We start from the raw sequence: 17,242 nt of genomic DNA on the forward strand, positions 1-17,242 counted from the left end.
GCACGGCGGTGAGCACCGAGGACACCTGGACCCTGGGCCCGGCCACCGGCGTCGGCTCGATGCCCGGCGGCGACGCCCGGGAGGCCGCGAAGACCGTCACCGGCACCTTCGAGACCCCCGAGCAGGGCATCCCGCACCTGCCGGAGCTGCCCGCGCGCGGCCCCGGCGCCGACATGATCGGCCGCACCGCGGGGCTGCTCGTCGAGCTCTACGCGCGCGTGGAGCCCAGCGGCTGGCGGGTCGGCGACCGGCCGGGCCGGGACACGCGGCGCGCGGTGTCCTGGCTGGGTGAGGACCTCGACGCCCTGGAGGAGTTCACCCAGGGCTACGAAGGCCCCCTGAAGGTCCAGGCGGTCGGCCCGTGGACGCTCGCCGCCGCCCTGGAGCTGAGGAACGGCGAGGCGATGGTCTCCGACCCTGGCGCCTGCCGGGACCTGGCCGGGTCCCTCGCCGAGGGGCTGCGCGCCCACCTCGCGCAGGTGCGCAAGCGGGTGCCGGGCGCCCGGCTCGTGCTCCAGCTCGACGAGCCGTCGCTGACCGCCGTGCTGCGCGGCCGGATCAAGACCGCCAGCGAGTACCGCACCCACCGCGCCGTGGACCGCCAGGTCGTGGAGAGCGCCCTGCGCGAGGTCATGGCCGTGCACGACGGCCCGGTCGTCGTGCACTCCTGCGCGCCGGACGTTCCCTTCGCGCTGCTGCGCAGGGCGGGCGCGCACGGCCTGTCGTTCGACTTCTCGCTTCTCACCGAGCGTGACGACGAGGTCCTGGGCGAGGCCGTCGAGGCCGGGACGAAGCTGTTCGCCGGTGTCGTGCCGGGCACGGAAGGACCATTGTCAGACCCTGCCGGTAGCGTCATGGGTGTCAGGACGCTCTGGCGCAGGCTGGGGCTGAATCCGGGGTCGCTCGCGGAGTCGGTCACGGTCACGCCGTCGTGCGGTCTCGCGGGTGCTTCGCCCGCATATGCCCGGGCGGCGCTCGCGCACTGCGTCCGGGCGGCGAGATCACTCGCGGACAACCCTGAGTAACTGGGTCTGAAGGTAACGGGAGGACGAGACGGTGGCTGTCGAACAGGAAGGCGCGGTGCCCGCGAAGGCGCGCGAGCAGCATGCCCAGCTGGCCGAGCGGATCGAGGAGCACCGCTTCCGGTACTACGTGAAGGACCAGCCGGTCATCAGCGACGCCGAGTTCGACAAGCTCCTGCGCTCGCTGGAAGCCTTGGAGGAGCAGCACCCGGAGCTGCGCACCCCGGACTCGCCGACCCAGAAGGTCGCCGGTGCGTACGAGACGGACTTCGCCTCCGTCGAGCACCGTGAGCGCATGCTCTCCCTGGACAACGCCTTCGACGACGAGGAGCTGGCCGCCTGGGCCGACCGCGTGGCCAAGGACGTCGGCTCCCCGGACTACCACCTGCTGTGCGAGCTGAAGGTCGACGGCCTCGCGGTCAACCTGACGTACGAGCAGGGCAGGCTCACCCGCGCCGCCACCCGCGGCGACGGCCGCACCGGCGAGGACATCACGCCGAACGTGCGCACCATCGCCGACATCCCCGACCGCCTCCAGGGAGACCGCGTCCCGGCCCTCGTGGAGATCCGCGGCGAGGTCTTCTTCCCCATGGAGAAGTTCCAGGAGCTCAACGCCCGCCTGGTCGCGGCGGGCGACAAGCCCTTCGCCAACCCGCGCAACGCGGCGGCGGGTTCGCTGCGCCAGAAGGACCCCCGCGTCACCGCCACGCGCCCGCTGCACATGGTGGTGCACGGCATCGGCGCCCGCGAGGGCCTCGACATCGACCGCCTCTCGCAGGCGTACGACCTGCTGCGCGAGTGGGGCCTGCCCACCGCCCGGCACAACAAGGTCGTCGAAGGCCTCGACGGCGTGCGCGAGTTCATCACGTACTTCGGGGAGAACCGCCACTCCGTGGAGCACGAGATCGACGGCGTCGTCGTCAAGCTCGACGAGATCCCGCTCCAGGGCCGCCTCGGCTCCACCTCGCGCGCCCCGCGCTGGGCCATCGCGTGGAAGTACGCGCCGGAGGAGGTCAACACCAAGCTGATCGACATCAGGGTCGGCGTCGGCCGCACGGGCCGCGTCACGCCCTACGCCCAGGTCGAGCCCGTCACCGTCGCGGGCTCGGAGGTCGAGTTCGCCACGCTGCACAACCAGGACGTGGTCAAGGCCAAGGGCGTCCTCATCGGCGACACGGTCGTGATCCGCAAGGCGGGCGACGTCATCCCGGAGATCCTCGGCCCCGTCGTCGACCTGCGCGACGGCAGCGAGCGCGAGTTCGTCATGCCCGCCGAGTGCCCCGAGTGCGGCACGGCCCTGCGGGCCATGAAGGAGGGCGACATCGACCTCCGCTGCCCGAACGGCCAGACCTGCCCCGCCCAGCTGCGCGAGCGCCTCTTCTACCTCGCGGGCCGCAAGTGCCTGGACATCGAGAACTTCGGCTATGTGGCCGCCGCCGCGCTCACCCGCCCCCTGGAGCCCGCGACGCCCCCGATCCTCGACGAGGGCGACATCTTCGACCTGAAGGTCGAGGAGCTGCTCCCCATCAAGTCGCACGTCCTCGACCAGGACTCGGGCCTGCCCAAGCGGGACCCGAAGACCGGCGAGGAGAAGGTCGTGACCTTCTTCGCCAACCAGAAGGGCGAGCCGAAGAAGAACACCCTCGCCATGCTGGAGAACATCCAGGCCGCCAAGGAGCGTCCGCTGGCCCGGATCCTCACCGGCCTGTCCATCCGCCACGTGGGCCCCGTCGCCGCCGAGGCGCTCGCCCGCGAGTTCCGCTCCATCGACCGCATCGAGCAGGCCACGGAGGAGGAGCTGGCCGCCGTCGAGGGAGTCGGCCCGACCATCGCCGCCTCGCTCAAGGAGTGGTTCGCCGAGGACTGGCACCAGGAGATCATTCGCAAGTGGCGGGCCGCGGGCGTCCGCATGGAGGAGGAGGGCGGCGGCGAGGACGAGGGCCCGCGCCCCCTCGAAGGCCTCACCGTCGTCGTCACCGGAACGCTGCGGAACTACACACGGGATGGCGCGAAAGAGGCGCTCCAGAGCCGCGGAGCCAAAGTCACCGGTTCCGTTTCAAAGAAGACCGGATTCGTCGTGGTGGGGGACAACCCCGGCTCGAAGTACGACAAGGCCATGCAAGTGAAGGTTCCCGTCCTCGATGAGGACGGCTTCGCGGTCCTGCTGGAACAAGGGGCGGACGCCGCCCGGGAAGCCGCGCTTCCGACCGAAGAATAGCGGTTGAAGGCCACCCGTTCAGCGCATACCAGATGCATACGGGTGGCCGGGTCGCATTCGGGCAACCGTAGACGACCGCTGCCCGTGGAAGCCTTCTGCGGCCTACTGTTGAGGTGTGCGCCTGCCGTGCCCCGCATGCGGACGGGGTGTTCCCCTGCTCGTGTCGTGGAGAGCCGGGGGAAGGGTTTTCGGACGCGGCTGTCAGGACGTGAGTCCGCGTGGCGTGGGCACCGCCGGCTGTGAGAGGGACGGGAATGGAACCGACCGAGAGCGTCGCCCCGGACTCATGGCTGCGGTCGCGCCTGCGGCGCGGGCTCGGCGGGTGGCGGGGCCGCCGCGCCGCCCGGTCGGCCGCGGGCGCCCACGCCGACACCGACGAGCGGGCCGAACGGCCCGCCCAGGCCCCCGAGATCCGCCCCAGGGACCGGGCGTGGACCCACGGCGGCACCCTCCTCGACGACGGCGCTCCAGCGGCCTGGGGGTCGTCTCCCGGCTGCGGAACGGGCTTTTCCGGCCCAGCTGGTGCCGTACAGGGGGGAGTAACGGGCATTCGGGGTACGGCAGTTGGTGAGGGACCGGAAGCAGGCGGGCGGGACGCGCCCGGGCGGGGCGGCGGAGGTCGAGGAACGTCAGGCCCGGCGGAGGCTGGTGTGACGGCGAGTGCCGAAGACGCGCGGCGGAGTGCGGCCGGTGGCGCCGCGGGCCCTTCCCCCGCGCGGGACGTGGCGGGTGGCACGAACGGCGCCCCCGCCGTGCGCGGTGCGACGGGTGCGGGCGCCCCGGGAGCGCGGACCGCGGCAGGCGGGCCCGCCGCCGGTCCTTCCGGGGTGCGGGGCGCGGTGAGCGCGGCCGCGGGCGGGTCCGGCGCCGCGCGAGGGAGCACGGCCGGACGGCGCGGCCGGTGGCGCGGCGGGCGCGGCGCGCACGAGCGGGCCGCCGACCAGCCGGACGGCCTGGACGGCATCGACGGCCTCGACGGCATGGAGCACGACGGCCGCGGCTGGCAGCTGCTGCCCATGGCCGTCGTCGCGGCCGCCGCGATCGTCCTCGGCACCGGCTTCTTCCACGCCTTCACCGGCGGCCACCCGCTGTTCCCCTCCGGCACGGTCGGCTGGTCGCTCGCCGTCCTCACCGGCCTCATCGTCGGCCACCTCGTCGCGCTCGGCCGCGACCGCTGGTGGGGCGGCACCGGCTCCGGCGGCGCGCTCACCGTCGCGGTCCTGCTGCTGTACGGCTGGATGCCCGCGGGCATGGTCAGCCTCACCGTCGTCGTCCTCGTCGGGGTCGCGCGCCGCCACCGCTGGCGCCAGGGGGTGCTGCACGGCGCCGTCGACATCCTGGGCATCGGCGCGGGCGCCCTCACGCTGGCCGCCTTCGGCACCGCACCGGCCGCCGACACGCCCTGGAATCCCGAGAGTTGGGACCTGTACACGGCCCCCGAGGTGGGCCTCGTCGCCGTCGCGTACCTGGCCGTCACCCGCGTCCTGCTCTGGTACGTGCACGCCCCGCGCACCGGCGCGCTGCCCACCGTCACCCGCACCGCGCTGGTCCGCCAGGGCCTGCTCGGCGTGGCCCTGCTCGGCATCGCCCCGCTGATCTGCGTCGTCGCGATGTCCCTTCCGCTGCTCCTGCCGCTGTTCACGATCCCGCTCGTCGCGCTCGACTCCACGCTGTGGATCGCCCGCGCCAGAGCGGAGGAGCAGCTGCGCGACCCGCTCACCGGCCTTCCCAACCGGCAGTGGCTCCTGGAGCGGACCTGGACGGCCCTGGACGACGCCGAGCGCATCGGTGCCCGCGCCGCCCTGGTGCTGATCGACATGGACCGCTTCCGCTCGGTCAACGACACCCTCGGGCACCTCGCGGGCGACCGACTGCTGCTCCAGATCGCCGACCGCCTCCGGCTCGCGCTGCCGCGCGGCGCGGAGGCGGCCCGGCTCGGCGGCGACGAGTTCGCGGTGCTGCTGCCCGTCGCCGACTCCACCACGTCCGCGCAGCGCGTCGCCCGCCAGCTCGTCGGCGCGCTCGGCTCCCCGCTGGACCTCGACGGCCTCACCCTGGTCCTGGAGGCCAGCGCCGGACTCGCCGTCTTCCCCGACCACGCGCTCGACGCGGAGGGCCTGCTGCGCCGCGCGGACGTCGCGATGTACCAGGCCAAGCGGGACCGTACGGGCGTGGAGGTGTACGAGTCCAAGCGCGACTCCAACACCCCTGACCGCCTGGGCCTGTTGGGCGATCTGCGCCGCGCCCTCGACGCGGGCGACGTGGAGCTGCACTACCAGCCGAAGGTCCGCTTCGACGGCGAGGTGGCGGGCCTGGAGGCGCTGGTGCGCTGGGTGCACCCCGAGCGCGGCAAGGTGCCGCCGGACGAGTTCATCGCCATCGCCGAGTCGTCGGGCCTCATGCCGCACCTGACCGAGTACGTCCTGGAGTCGGCCCTCGCCCAGGTCGCCCGCTGGCGCTCCCAGGGCCTGAACGTGCCCGTCGCGGTGAACGTGTCCCCGCGCGACGTGCACACCCCCGGCTTCGCGGGCGCCGTCGCCGCGCGCCTGGCCCGCCACGGGGTGCCCGCGGGCGCGCTCCAGCTGGAGATAACGGAACACGTGCTCCTGGAGGACCCGCAGCGCGCCGCGGACACCCTCGCCGGGCTCACCGGGCACGGCGTGAAGATGTCCCTCGACGACTTCGGCACCGGGTACTCCTCCCTCGTGCACCTGCGCCGCCTGCCGGTGAGCGAGCTGAAGATCGACCGCTCCTTCGTGGCGCGGCTCGCCGTCGACACCGAGGACGCCGAGATCGTGCGCTGCACCGTCGACCTCGCCCACTCGCTGGGGCTGCTCGTCGTCGCCGAGGGCGTCGAGGACGACGAGACCTGGGAGCGCCTGCGGGACCTCGGCTGCGACGCGGTGCAGGGGTGGCTCGTCGCCGCGGCGATGCCGCCCAGCGAGACCACGGCCTGGCTGCGCGCCCGCGGCGAGGGCGCCACGCACCGGCCCGTCGACCCGGCACCCGGGCCCGCCGCGCCCGACCCGGCGCCGCCCTCGCCCAGCCGCGCGGTGCAGTGACCCGGCGGGCGCGGGCCGCGTTCAGCGCGCCGCGCGCTCGTCCTCAAGGACCGGGCCCGCTGGGGCCGCCACCGCTTCGCGGCTCGTCCGTCCGCCCGGGACCGGCCGGACCGACCGCAGCCGGAACGCCACGGCGGCCCACACCACGAAGCCGACACCCAGCCACACGTACGCGTTGCCCACGACCACGTGGAAGGGATCCCACTGGAGCTCGCGCTGCCAGTGCGGCACGTACCAGAGCAGGCCGTACGGCAGGAGCGGGCGGGACGGATCCCAGGTGCCGAAGCCATCGATACGGATCGGCCACGCCGCGAACAGCGCGAACAGGCCAGCCGTCCACAGCCACGCCGACGCCGTGCGCCGCCGCAGCGCCGCGTCCGCCGCCAGGACGAACCCGGGCACGATCCACACCCAGTGATGGGTCCACGACAGCGGCGAGCAGACCAGCGTCAGGGCGCCCACCACGCACACCGCGACCAGCTCCCGGCCCCGCCGCGAGGCCCGCGCCGCCGCGCCGAGGCCCGCCACGGCGAGTACCCCGCACACCGCTCCCCACACGGGCCCGCCGACGCCGTCGGCGCCGAGGCCGAAGCGGACGAAGAGCCCGTTCAGGGACTGGTTCGCCAGATACTCGCGGCCGCCCGCGCTGCCCGCGAACGCGCCGCCCCAGAAGTCCGCCGACGCCTGGGGCAGCGCCCACCAGCCCGCCGCGACCGTCCCGGCGAAGACGGCCGTGGCCACGCCCGCGGCCCGGTACCGGCGGGTGAGCAGCAGATACACCACGAACAGGCCCGGGGTGAGCTTCAGGCCCGCCGCGACGCCGATGCCCACGCCCTTCCACGGGCGGCGGTCGGGCGTGGCCAGATCGGTGAGGACGAGGGCGAGCAGGACCAGGTTGACCTGCCCGAAGTCCAGGTTCTGCAGCACCGGCTCGGTCCACAGCGCGAGGCCGCACACCGCGAGCGCGCACCCGGCGGTGGCCGGGCCCGGGCGCCGCCCCGCCATGCGGGCCGCGGCCCAGGCGGAGAGCGCCATCGCCGCGAGGGAGAGGCCCGCCATCAGCCGGGCTGCGACGGTCAGGTCCAGCTCGCTCAGGGCGCGGAAGGGGAGCAGGGCGACGGGCGGATAGAGGTACGGCAGGGAGTGGACGCCGAACCTGCCGCCGTACAGCTCGTGCTCCGGGGCGGTTGCCGCGTCCAGGTAGACGCTGAGGTCGGCGGGGGTGCGGTGCGCCGCGTACGTCGGGTCGTTGATCAGGGTCCACCACGCGGTGAGCGACAGGGCCAGGGCGAGGGCCCCGGCTCCCAGTGCCACCGGGCCTGGCCAGGGGCCTTTCGCCCCGGGGAAGTGCATGCGCATGCCGCGCATGCTGCGCTGCCGCGGGGCCGGTGCTGGGGCAGCGCACCGGGGCCGGGCAATTGTCGTACCGCGACATCCCTCGCGGGGCGCCCCAGACCCGCCCCTTCCCGAACCGGGGGCTGCCCGCCCCCGGGCCCCCGCCCTCATCGGCGCTCCGCGCCTCGTCCTCAAACGCCGGACGGGCTGAAAGTCCCCGGTGCGGGCCGGATCCCGTCTGCGGGTGGCAGCCGAGACGCGATCCGCAGACGGGATCCGGCCCGCACCGGCAACCATCCAGCCCGTCCGGCGTTTGAGGACAAGCGCGTCAGCGCGGTGGAAGGGGCGGGCGGGTGGGAAAAACCCTGCGGAGCGACGCCCGGTCCGGGGCGGTAGTCCCGGGCCTTATCCGTCGAGCGCGCCCCCGCGAGAGGAAAGCGTTTCGCGGTCAGCTGTGCGCGCCCCATAGGATTGGGTCCAAATCCATCACGCTCACCCCAGAGGATCGCTGCATGCCTGGCATCACGCGCGAGGAGGTCGCTCACCTCGCCCGCCTTGCACGTCTGGAGTTGAAGGACGAAGAGCTCGACCACTTCGCCGGACAGCTCGACGACATCATCGGCGCGGTCGCCCGCGTCTCGGAGGTCGCCGACCAAGACGTACCGCCGACCTCGCACCCGCTGCCGCTGACGAACGTCATGCGCGCGGACGAGGTCCGTCCGTCGCTCACCCCCGAGCAGGCGCTCTCGGGCGCCCCGGCCCAGGAGCAGCAGCGTTTCAAGGTGCCGCAGATCCTGGGGGAGGACTAACCGAACATGACGGACATCATCAAGCTCACCGCCGCCGAGATCGCCGCGAGGATCGCCTCCGGCGAGCTCACCGCGGTCGAGGTCACCGAGGCCCACCTGGCCCGCATCGAGGCCGTCGACGAGAAGGTGCACGCCTTCCTGCACGTCGACCGCGAGGGCGCGCTCGCGCAGGCCCGCGCCGTGGACGAGAAGCGCGCCAGGGGCGAGAAGCTCGGCCCGCTGGCCGGTGTGCCGCTCGCGCTCAAGGACATCTTCACCACCGAGGGCGTCCCGACGACCGTCGGCTCGAAGATCCTCGAAGGCTGGATCCCGCCGTACGACGCCACGGTGACGAGGCGCCTCAAGGAAGCCGGGGTCGTCATCCTCGGCAAGACCAACATGGACGAGTTCGCCATGGGGTCCTCCACCGAGAACAGCGCGTACGGACCGACCGGCAACCCGTGGGACCTGACCCGGATCCCCGGCGGCTCCGGCGGCGGCTCCAGCGCGGCCCTCGCCGCGTACGAGGCCCCGCTCGCCATCGGCACGGACACCGGCGGCTCCATCCGCCAGCCCGCGGCCGTCACCGGCACGGTCGGCGTCAAGCCGACGTACGGCGGCGTCTCGCGCTACGGCATGGTGGCCTTCTCCAGCTCCCTGGACCAGGGCGGCCCCTGCGCCCGCACCGTCCTCGACGCGGCGCTGCTGCACGAGGCCATCGCCGGGCACGACCCGCTCGACTCCACCTCCATCGACGCCCCGGTCCCCGCGGTCGTCGAGGCCGCGCGCAACGGCTCGGTGGCGGGCATGCGCGTCGGCGTCGTCAAGCAGTTCTCCGGCGAGGGCTACCAGGCCGGTGTCGTCCAGCGCTTCAACGAGTCCGTCGAGCTGCTGAAGTCGCTCGGCGCCACCGTCGTCGAGCTGGACTGCCCGTCCTTCGACCTGGGCCTGTCGGCGTACTACCTGATCGCGCCGTCCGAGTGCTCCTCGAACCTCGCGCGCTTCGACGCCATGCGCTACGGCCTGCGCGTCGGTGACGACGGCACGAAGTCCGCCGAGGAGGTCACCGCGCTGACCCGCGAGGCGGGCTTCGGCGACGAGGTCAAGCGCCGCGTCATGCTCGGCACGTACGCGCTCAGCTCCGGCTACTACGACGCGTACTACGGCTCCGCGCAGAAGGTCCGCACGCTGATCACGCGGGACTTCGAGAAGGCCTTCGAGCAGGTCGACGTCATCGTGTCGCCGACCACGCCGACCACCGCCTTCCCGATCGGCGAGCGCGCCGACGACCCGATGGCGATGTACCTGGCCGACCTGTGCACCATCCCGACCAACCTGGCGGGCAACGCCGCCATGTCGCTGCCCTGCGGCCTCGCGCCGGAGGACGGCCTTCCGGTCGGTCTGCAGATCATCGCTCCCGCCATGAAGGACGACCGCCTGTACAAGGTGGGGGCAGCCGTCGAGGCCGCCTTCGTGGAAAGGTGGGGCCACCCGCTGCTTGAGGAGGCACCGTCGCTGTGAGCAACAAGACGCTGGCCAAGGCCAAGGGCTTCAAGAAGTCCAGGACCGGCACGTATCTGTCCATCGGCACCACCGCCTTCGGCGCGATCAGCACGCTCAAGCAGGTCAAGAAGGCCCGTGCCGAGCACGACGCGCTGCAGCTCGTCGACGCCGTCGTCTCCGCGGCCGCCATCGTCACCGGCATCGCCATCCTGGTGCGCGAGCTCAAGCGCATCGGTGACGACGACGTTCTGCTCGGCTGAGAGGGAAGTTCCAACACCGTGACTGTCACGACCACCCCCGACCTGGTGCCGTACGAGGACGCGCTCGCGTCGTACGACCCCGTCATGGGCCTTGAGGTCCACGTCGAGCTCGGCACCAAGACGAAGATGTTCTGCGGCTGCTCCACCGAGCTCAAGCAGGACGCCAACTCGCAGACCTGCCCGACCTGCCTCGGCCTGCCCGGCGCGCTGCCCGTGGTCAACGCCGTCGGCGTCGAGTCCGCGATCAGGATCGGTCTGGCGCTGCACTGCGAGATCGCCGAGTGGTGCCGCTTCGCCCGGAAGAACTACTTCTATCCGGACATGCCGAAGAACTTCCAGACCTCCCAGTACGACGAGCCGATCGCCTTCAACGGCTATCTGGACGTCCAGCTGGAGGACGGCGAAATCTTCCGCGTGGAGATCGAGCGCGCCCACATGGAGGAGGACACCGGCAAGTCGACGCACGTCGGCGGCGCCACGGGCCGCATCCACGGCGCGTCCCACTCCCTGCTCGACTACAACCGCGCGGGCATCCCGCTCATCGAGATCGTCACCAAGCCGATCGTCGGTGCCGGGGCGCGCGCCCCCGAGGTCGCCAAGGCGTACGTCGCCGAGCTGCGCGAGCTCATCAAGGCGCTCGGCGTCTCCGAGGCGCGCATGGAGCAGGGCCAGATGCGCTGCGACGTGAACCTCTCGCTGCGCCCGCACGGCCGGGACAAGTTCGGCACCCGCTCCGAGACGAAGAACGTGAACTCGCTGCGGTCCGTGGAGCGCGCCGCGCGCTACGAGATCCAGCGGCACGCGGCCGTGCTCTCCTCCGGCGGCACGATCGTCCAGGAGACCCGGCACTTCCACGAGGACGACGGCTCCACCACCTCGGGCCGGGTGAAGGAGGAGGCGGAGGACTACCGCTACTTCCCGGAGCCCGACCTGGTACCGGTCGCCCCGTCCCGCGAGTGGGTCGAGGCGCTCCGCGCCGAGCTGCCGGAGCTTCCGCTGGCGCAGCGCAACCGGCTGCGCGAGGAGTGGGGCGTCTCCGCCCACGACATGCAGGCGATCCTCAACGCCGGTGCGATCGGCCCGATCGTCGCCACCATCAACGCGGGCGCGGACGCGGTGTCCGCCCGCAAGTGGTGGATGGGCGAGCTCGCGCGCAACGCGAACGAGCAGGGCGTCGAGCTCGGCGCCCTGCCCATCACGCCGGAGCAGGTCGCCCGGGTGAGCGAGCTGGTCGCCGCCGGTGACCTGAACGACAAGCTGGCCCGTCAGGTCATCGACGGCGTGCTCAAGGGCGAGGGCGACCCCGACCAGGTCGTCGAGAAGCGCGGCCTGAAGGTCGTCTCGGACGACGGCGCCCTGTCGGCGGCCGTCGAGGAGGCCATCGCGGGCAACCCGGGCGTCGCGGACAAGATCCGCGGCGGCAAGGTGGCCGCGGCCGGGGCGTTGGTCGGCGCGGTCATGAAGGCCACCCGTGGCCAGGCCGACGCGGCCCGCGTCAAGGAGCTCATCCTGGAGAAGCTGGGCGTCGAGGGCTGACGCCAGGGCTTTCGCGCAAGAGAGGGGCGCCGCATCCGGCAAGGGTGCGGCGCCCCTCTCTGCGTAGTGGTGTGGCGCCCCGCAAGGGGCGCGGGGAACCGCGCGCTCAGCCACAACGAAACCCGCAGACGACAGACGCGGGCAACGACGTTCACTGCAACTTAGGCCCGTGGCCTTCCCTCTGCCACCGGGAGTCACTACCGTCCCAGCTCAGCAGACCAATGGATCACCGGACAACCATTGGGTGTCGACTGGAGGTTGGGCGTGGCAGCGGAGATCTCGCGCAGACGGTTGATGGCAGTGGGCGGCGGCGCGCTCGGCGCCGCCACGGTCGGTTCCTTCCTGCCGCCGTCCCTTCAGGAGGCGCTCGCCAAGGAGCCGCCGAAGGGCGGGCTCGACGCCATCGAGCACGTGGTCATCCTGATGCAGGAGAACCGCTCCTTCGACCACTACTTCGGCTCCCTGCGCGGCGTCCGCGGCTTCGGCGACCGCAACGCCGTCCAACTGCCCAGCGGCAAGAGCGTGTTCGAGCAGCCCGGCGCCGGGCGGTCCGTGCTGCCGTTCCCGGTGCGCGAGGCCGCCGCCACGCAAGCGAAGGACCTCCAGTACATCGGCGCCCTCGACCACTCCTGGAGCGGCGGCGCCAAGGCCTGGCACGACGGCTGGATGGACGGCTGGGTGACGGCCAAGACCGCCGCCACGATGGCGTACTACACGCGCCAGGACATCCCGCTGCACTACGAACTCGCCGACACCTTCACGGTCTGCGACGCCTACCACTCGTCCATCCACACCTCCACCAGCCCCAACCGCAACCACCTGTGGAGCGGCAAGACGGGCTTCGAGGCGTCCGGCAAGCGGGCCGTCGACAACGACGCGTACGACGAGGGACGGCACCCGGGCTACGACTGGGGGACGTACGCCGAGCGCCTGGAGAAGGCGGGCGTGAGCTGGCAGACGTACACCGAGTGGGAGAACTTCACCGACAACCAGATCGAGTTCTTCACCACCTTCAAGGCCATCGCCCGCAAGGCGCTCGCCACGACCGGGTTCACCTTCATGGAGGCCTTCTACGCGAAGGTCCGCGACGCCGCGGACGAGACGGAGCGGGCCCGGCTGCTCGCCGCGCTCGACGAGGGCGTGGCGTCGCTGACCCGGCGCGAGCGGTCGCTCTTCGAGCGGGGCCTCAGGCGGGTGCCGACCGGCAAGCTCGCCGAGACCTTCGCGCGGGACGTCGCCCGGGGCAAGCTGGCGAAGGTCAGCTACCTGGTGCCGTCCGCCGTCGACTCCGAGCACCCTTCGGTCTCCTCGCCGATCCACAGCGCCACCATCGTCTACAAGGTCCTGGACGCGCTCGCCTCGCACCCTGAGGTGTGGCGGCGCACCGCCGTGTTCATCAACTACGACGAGAACGACGGCTTCTTCGACCACGTGCCGCCGCCCGTGCCCGCCGCCGACGACCCCGACGGCGCCGAGGAGCGCTGGCAGGGCCTGCCGACCGGGCTCGGCGCCCGCGTGCCGATGCTCGTCGTGTCGCCCTGGAGCGTCGGCGGGTACGTGTCCTCCGAGGTCTTCGACCACACCTCCGTGGTCCGCTTCCTGGAGCGCTGGACCGGGGTGCGCGAGCCCAACATCAGCGCCTGGCGCCGCCGGGTCACCGGCGATCTGACCGGCGCCTTCGACTTCGACCGCGGCCACCGGCAGCCGGAGGTGGCGCAGCCCGGCGCGATCCCGCCGTTCAGCGGCCGCTGGCAGCCGCAGCCGCCCGTCCAGCAGTCGATGCCCCGCCAGGAGCCGGGCGTGCGCCGGGCCCGCCCGCTGCCGTACCAGCCGGACGCCGACGCCCGGCTCGCCAAGGACGGCACGCTCGCGGTGCGGCTGCGCAACGGCGGCCGGCGCAGCGCGCACTTCGCGCTGTACCCGTACGCCGGGGAGTTCCCGATACCGCAGCACCAGGACGTGCGGCACGAGGGCCGCTGGTCCGTGCCGCTGCGCGGGGACGCCTACCGCTTCACGGTCACCGGGCCGAACGGCTTCCGCCGCGAGTTCGCGGGCGGCAAGGACGGCGCCGCCGCCCTCTCCTCGGCGATCACCCGGCGCGAGCTGCACCTCACCGTCGCCAACCGGGGCAGGGAGCCGCTGGTCTTCACCGTCAGGCCGCTCGGCTACGTGGACGCGGACGAGGTCCGGCGGCGCACCCGGACCGTGCGCGTGCGGCCGGGCAGCAGCCGCACCGTCGCCTGGCGGACGGCGGACGAGCGCGGCTGGTACGACGTCGAGGTGACGGCCGCGGGCGACAAGGCCTTCCGGCGGCGGCTGATGGGCCACATCGAGAACGGCCGCGCCAGCGTCTCGGGCTGACCGACGGGCCGGTGAGCGTGGTGCGGGGGCATACGGGTGTGGCCCGTGTGTCCCCGCGTGTCGGGTGCGCCGCCGGGCGCCCGGGCGGACTTCCCTGAGCCGCTGTGAGGCTGGACACGAAACGGACTAAGGATCTCCGGTGGCTGTCAGAGTGGCTCCCGCATGGCCCATCCCGGTCATGTCGCCGCACAAGCGGCCACATGATCTTCATCTGCCCATGCCGATCATGTAGTACTTCAAGCAAGTAGACGTGTTCTTTTCGGGTCAATTCCGATGCTTCCCGGCTGCCCCGACGAGGATCCACGAGTCACTCAGGGAGCCAGTCAGTGGCAGCACTCGCCCGGTGGTGCGTCCAGCACCGCCTCGTCGCCGTACTGCTCTGGCTCCTCGCACTCGGCGGCACGGCGACCGCTGCCGCCGCCGTCGGATCGGCGTACTCCAACGACTACGAGGTGCCCGGCACCGAGTCCAACCGCGCGAGCCAGCTCCTCAAGGACAGCTTCCCGAGCCTCGGCGGCGACAGCGACACCGTCGTCTGGCACACCGGCGGCGACCAGTCCGTGCGGGCCGCCGCCGTCGAGCAGACGATGACCGAGACGCTCGACGAGATCGCCGAGCTGCCGGGTGTGGCCTCCGTCACCAGCCCCTACACCGAGCGCGGCGCCACCCAGATCAGCGCGGACGGCCACACCGCGTACGCCACGGTCACCTTCCGCGACCAGCTCGAATCCGTCGCCCCCGGCGAGGCGCGCGCCGTCGTCGAGACCGCGGAGGCCGCCGCGACCAAGGGCCTGGACGTGGCCCTCGGCGGCGGCGCCGTCGGCCTCACGGAGGCCAAGAGCGCCAAGACCGCCGAGATCGTCGGCGTGGCCGTCGCCGCCGTCGTGCTGTTCCTCGCCTTCGGCTCGCTCGCCGCCTCGGCCCTGCCCATCGCCACGGCGGTCGTCTCCGTCGGCACGGCGTACGCGGGCATAGTGCTGCTCGGCCACGTCATGACGGTCGCCGACTTCGCACCCATGCTCGGCACCCTGATCGGGCTCGGCGTCGGCATCGACTACGCCCTGTTCATCGTCACGCGCCACCGCAAGGGCCTCAAACGCGGCCTGCCGGTCGCCGAGGCCGCCGAGCGGGCCGTCGCCACCACCGGCCGCGCCGTCGTCTTCGCGGGCGCCACCGTCTGCATCGCGCTGCTCGGCATGCTGATCCTGCGCCTGAGCTTCCTCAACGGCGTCGCCATCGCCGCCTCCCTGACCGTCGTCCTCACCGTCGCCGCGTCCGTGACGCTGCTGCCCGCGCTGCTCTCGTTCATAGGGCCGCGCGCCCTCAGCCGCCGCGAGCGGCGCAGGCTCGCCGAGCGCGGGCCCGAGCCGGAGGTGCCCACCGGGCTCGCCGCCCGCTGGTCGGCGTTCGTGGAGCGCCACCCCAAGCTGCTCGGCGCCCTCGCGGTCGTGGTCATCGCGGTGCTCGCCGTGCCGACGCTCTCGCTCCGCCTCGGCACCTCCGACCAGGGCAACAACCCCGCGACGGCCACCACGCGGCAGGCCTACGACCTGCTCGCCGACGGCTTCGGCCCCGGCGTGAACGGCCCGCTCACCCTCGTCACGGACGTCCGCGGCGCCCCCGACCGGCTCGCCCTCGACAACCTCGGCACGACCCTGGAGTCCACCCCGGGCGTCGCCTCCGTGAGCCCCGTCACCTACGCCGACGGCGGTGACGCGGCCTTCCTCACCGTCGTACCGGACTCCGCGCCCCAGTCGGAGGCCACCAGCGACCTCGTCGACCGGCTCCGCGGCGAGGTCCTGCCGCGCGCCGAGAGCGGCACCGCCCTCGACCTCCACGTCGGCGGCGTCACGGCGGGCTACGACGACTTCGCGGAGATCATCGTCGGCAAGCTGCCGCTGTTCGTGGGCGTCGTCATCGGCCTGGGCTGCGTCCTGCTGCTCCTCGCCTTCCGCTCGGTCGGCATACCGCTGAAGGCCGCCGTCATGAACGTCGCGGCGGTCGCGGCCGCCTTCGGCGTCGTGGTCGCGGTCTTCCAGTGGGGCTGGGGCAGCGAACTGATGGGCCTGGGACGCGCGGGCCCCATCGAGCCCTTCCTGCCGGTCATCATGGTCTCGGTCCTCTTCGGCCTCTCCATGGACTACCAGGTCTTCCTGGTCAGCCGGATGTACGAGGAGTGGCTGGAGACCGGCGACAACCGCGTGGCCGTCCGCGTCGGCCTCGCCGAGACCAGCCGCGTCATCAACTCCGCGGCCGTCATCATGATCTCGGTGTTCCTCGCCTTCGTACTCAGCGGGGACCGGGTGATCGCGATGTTCGGCATCGCCCTCGCGGCGGCCGTCGCGCTCGACGCGTTCGTGCTGCGCACGCTGCTCGTGCCCGCCCTCATGCACCTGCTCGGCGGGGCCAACTGGTGGCTGCCGCGCAGCCTGGACCGCTGGCTGCCGCGGATCAGTATTGAGGTGCCCGAACACCGCACACGTGCGAGGATCCCCGGACACCGCGCGCGCGACGAGATCGCGTACGCACCGCTGGAGAAGCGCTAGCCGCGCTGCCGCCGAGGGAGATCCGGATGTTCGCCATACCCGTGGGGGAGGGGGCCGAACTGCGGCCCCTGGAGCCGTGGAACGCCGAGGAGTTCCTGGAACACGTCGACCGGGCCCGGGAGTTCGCGGGCCCCTGGGTGCCGGCGACGGTCATCGCCAAGGACCTGGAGTCCGCCCGGGAGCTCCTGCAGCGGTACGTCGACAAACTGGCCTCGGACACCGGCCGCCTGTACGGCGTCTGGCTCGACGGAAAGCTCGTCGGCGGCGTCCTCTTCCGCGTCTTCGACACCGCGACCGAGACCTGCGAGGTCGGCGTCTGGCTCGAACCCTCCGCCACCGGGCGCGGCCTCATCACCAACGCCGCCCGCGTCCTCATCGACTGGGCCGTCGACCAGCGCGGCATGCACCGCGTGGAGTGGCTGGTGTCCTCCCGCAACGACCGCAGCAAGGCCCTCGCCGAACGCCTCGGCTTCGTCCGCGACGGCGTGCTGCGGGAGAGCTTCCCCTGGCAGGGCATCCGCCACGACATGGAGGTCTGGTCGGTGCTCGCGCCCGAGTGGCGAGCGGCCCGCACCGCGCGTTAAGGGCCTTCTCAGACTCCGTCCGTACGG

General features: G+C 72.7%; 11 protein-coding genes. 10 read left to right on the top strand and 1 reads right to left on the bottom strand.

What is annotated here, in order from left to right:
* Positions 1-8 precede the first annotated feature (8 nt).
* The 3 genes from ACIG3E_RS18985 (at position 9) to ACIG3E_RS18995 (ending at position 6,302) form a co-directional block, all read left to right on the top strand.
* Complete coding sequence (locus ACIG3E_RS18985; RefSeq protein WP_399617362.1) at positions 9-1,025, top strand: methionine synthase; 1,017 nt, start codon at positions 9-11, stop codon at positions 1,023-1,025.
* A 31-nt stretch (positions 1,026-1,056) separates the two neighbouring features.
* On the top strand, positions 1,057-3,240 hold the full coding sequence (gene ligA, locus ACIG3E_RS18990) for an NAD-dependent DNA ligase LigA (protein ID WP_399617365.1): 2,184 nt from the start codon (positions 1,057-1,059) through the stop codon (positions 3,238-3,240).
* A 980-nt stretch (positions 3,241-4,220) separates the two neighbouring features.
* Positions 4,221-6,302: a putative bifunctional diguanylate cyclase/phosphodiesterase gene (locus tag ACIG3E_RS18995; protein ID WP_399617842.1), complete on the top strand. Its 2,082-nt coding sequence runs from the start codon at positions 4,221-4,223 to the stop codon at positions 6,300-6,302.
* 21 nt (positions 6,303-6,323) lie between these two features.
* Here ACIG3E_RS18995 and ACIG3E_RS19000 read toward each other — a convergent pair whose 3' ends face one another.
* Positions 6,324-7,661, bottom strand: a complete 1,338-nt coding sequence (locus ACIG3E_RS19000) for a glycosyltransferase 87 family protein (RefSeq protein WP_399617368.1) — start codon at positions 7,659-7,661, stop codon at positions 6,324-6,326.
* Between the two features lie 488 nt (positions 7,662-8,149).
* Here ACIG3E_RS19000 and gatC point away from each other — a divergent pair, with 488 nt between their 5' ends.
* The 7 genes from gatC to ACIG3E_RS19035 all read left to right on the top strand — a co-directional run bounded on the left by gatC (position 8,150) and on the right by ACIG3E_RS19035 (position 17,215).
* On the top strand, positions 8,150-8,446 hold the full coding sequence (gene gatC / locus ACIG3E_RS19005) for an Asp-tRNA(Asn)/Glu-tRNA(Gln) amidotransferase subunit GatC (protein ID WP_016642027.1): 297 nt from the start codon (positions 8,150-8,152) through the stop codon (positions 8,444-8,446).
* Positions 8,447-8,452: 6 nt separating this feature from the next.
* Positions 8,453-9,946: an Asp-tRNA(Asn)/Glu-tRNA(Gln) amidotransferase subunit GatA gene (gene gatA / locus ACIG3E_RS19010; protein WP_399617373.1), complete on the top strand. Its 1,494-nt coding sequence runs from the start codon at positions 8,453-8,455 to the stop codon at positions 9,944-9,946.
* Positions 9,943-10,188 (top strand): hypothetical protein, encoded by a 246-nt coding sequence (locus tag ACIG3E_RS19015; protein ID WP_144321085.1) that lies wholly within the window; start codon positions 9,943-9,945, stop codon positions 10,186-10,188. Before gatA ends, ACIG3E_RS19015 begins: the two co-directional genes overlap by 4 nt.
* An 18-nt stretch (positions 10,189-10,206) precedes the next feature.
* Entirely contained in the window at positions 10,207-11,724 is a 1,518-nt protein-coding gene (gene gatB / locus ACIG3E_RS19020) for an Asp-tRNA(Asn)/Glu-tRNA(Gln) amidotransferase subunit GatB (protein ID WP_399617377.1), read from the top strand.
* Positions 11,725-12,000: 276 nt separating this feature from the next.
* A complete protein-coding gene (locus ACIG3E_RS19025) occupies positions 12,001-14,085 on the top strand; it encodes a phosphocholine-specific phospholipase C (RefSeq protein ID WP_399617845.1) in 2,085 nt (694 codons plus the stop codon).
* A 326-nt stretch (positions 14,086-14,411) separates the two neighbouring features.
* Positions 14,412-16,631 carry an MMPL family transporter gene (locus ACIG3E_RS19030; protein WP_399617380.1) on the top strand — a complete coding sequence of 740 codons (2,220 nt, stop codon included), beginning with the start codon at positions 14,412-14,414 and terminating at the stop codon, positions 16,629-16,631.
* Between the two features lie 26 nt (positions 16,632-16,657).
* Positions 16,658-17,215 (top strand): GNAT family N-acetyltransferase, encoded by a 558-nt coding sequence (locus tag ACIG3E_RS19035; RefSeq protein ID WP_399617383.1) that lies wholly within the window; start codon positions 16,658-16,660, stop codon positions 17,213-17,215.
* Positions 17,216-17,242 lie beyond the last annotated feature (27 nt).

The sequence above is a fragment of the Streptomyces sp. NPDC053474 genome (assembly GCF_044544845.1).
GTDB lineage: Bacteria > Actinomycetota > Actinomycetes > Streptomycetales > Streptomycetaceae > Streptomyces.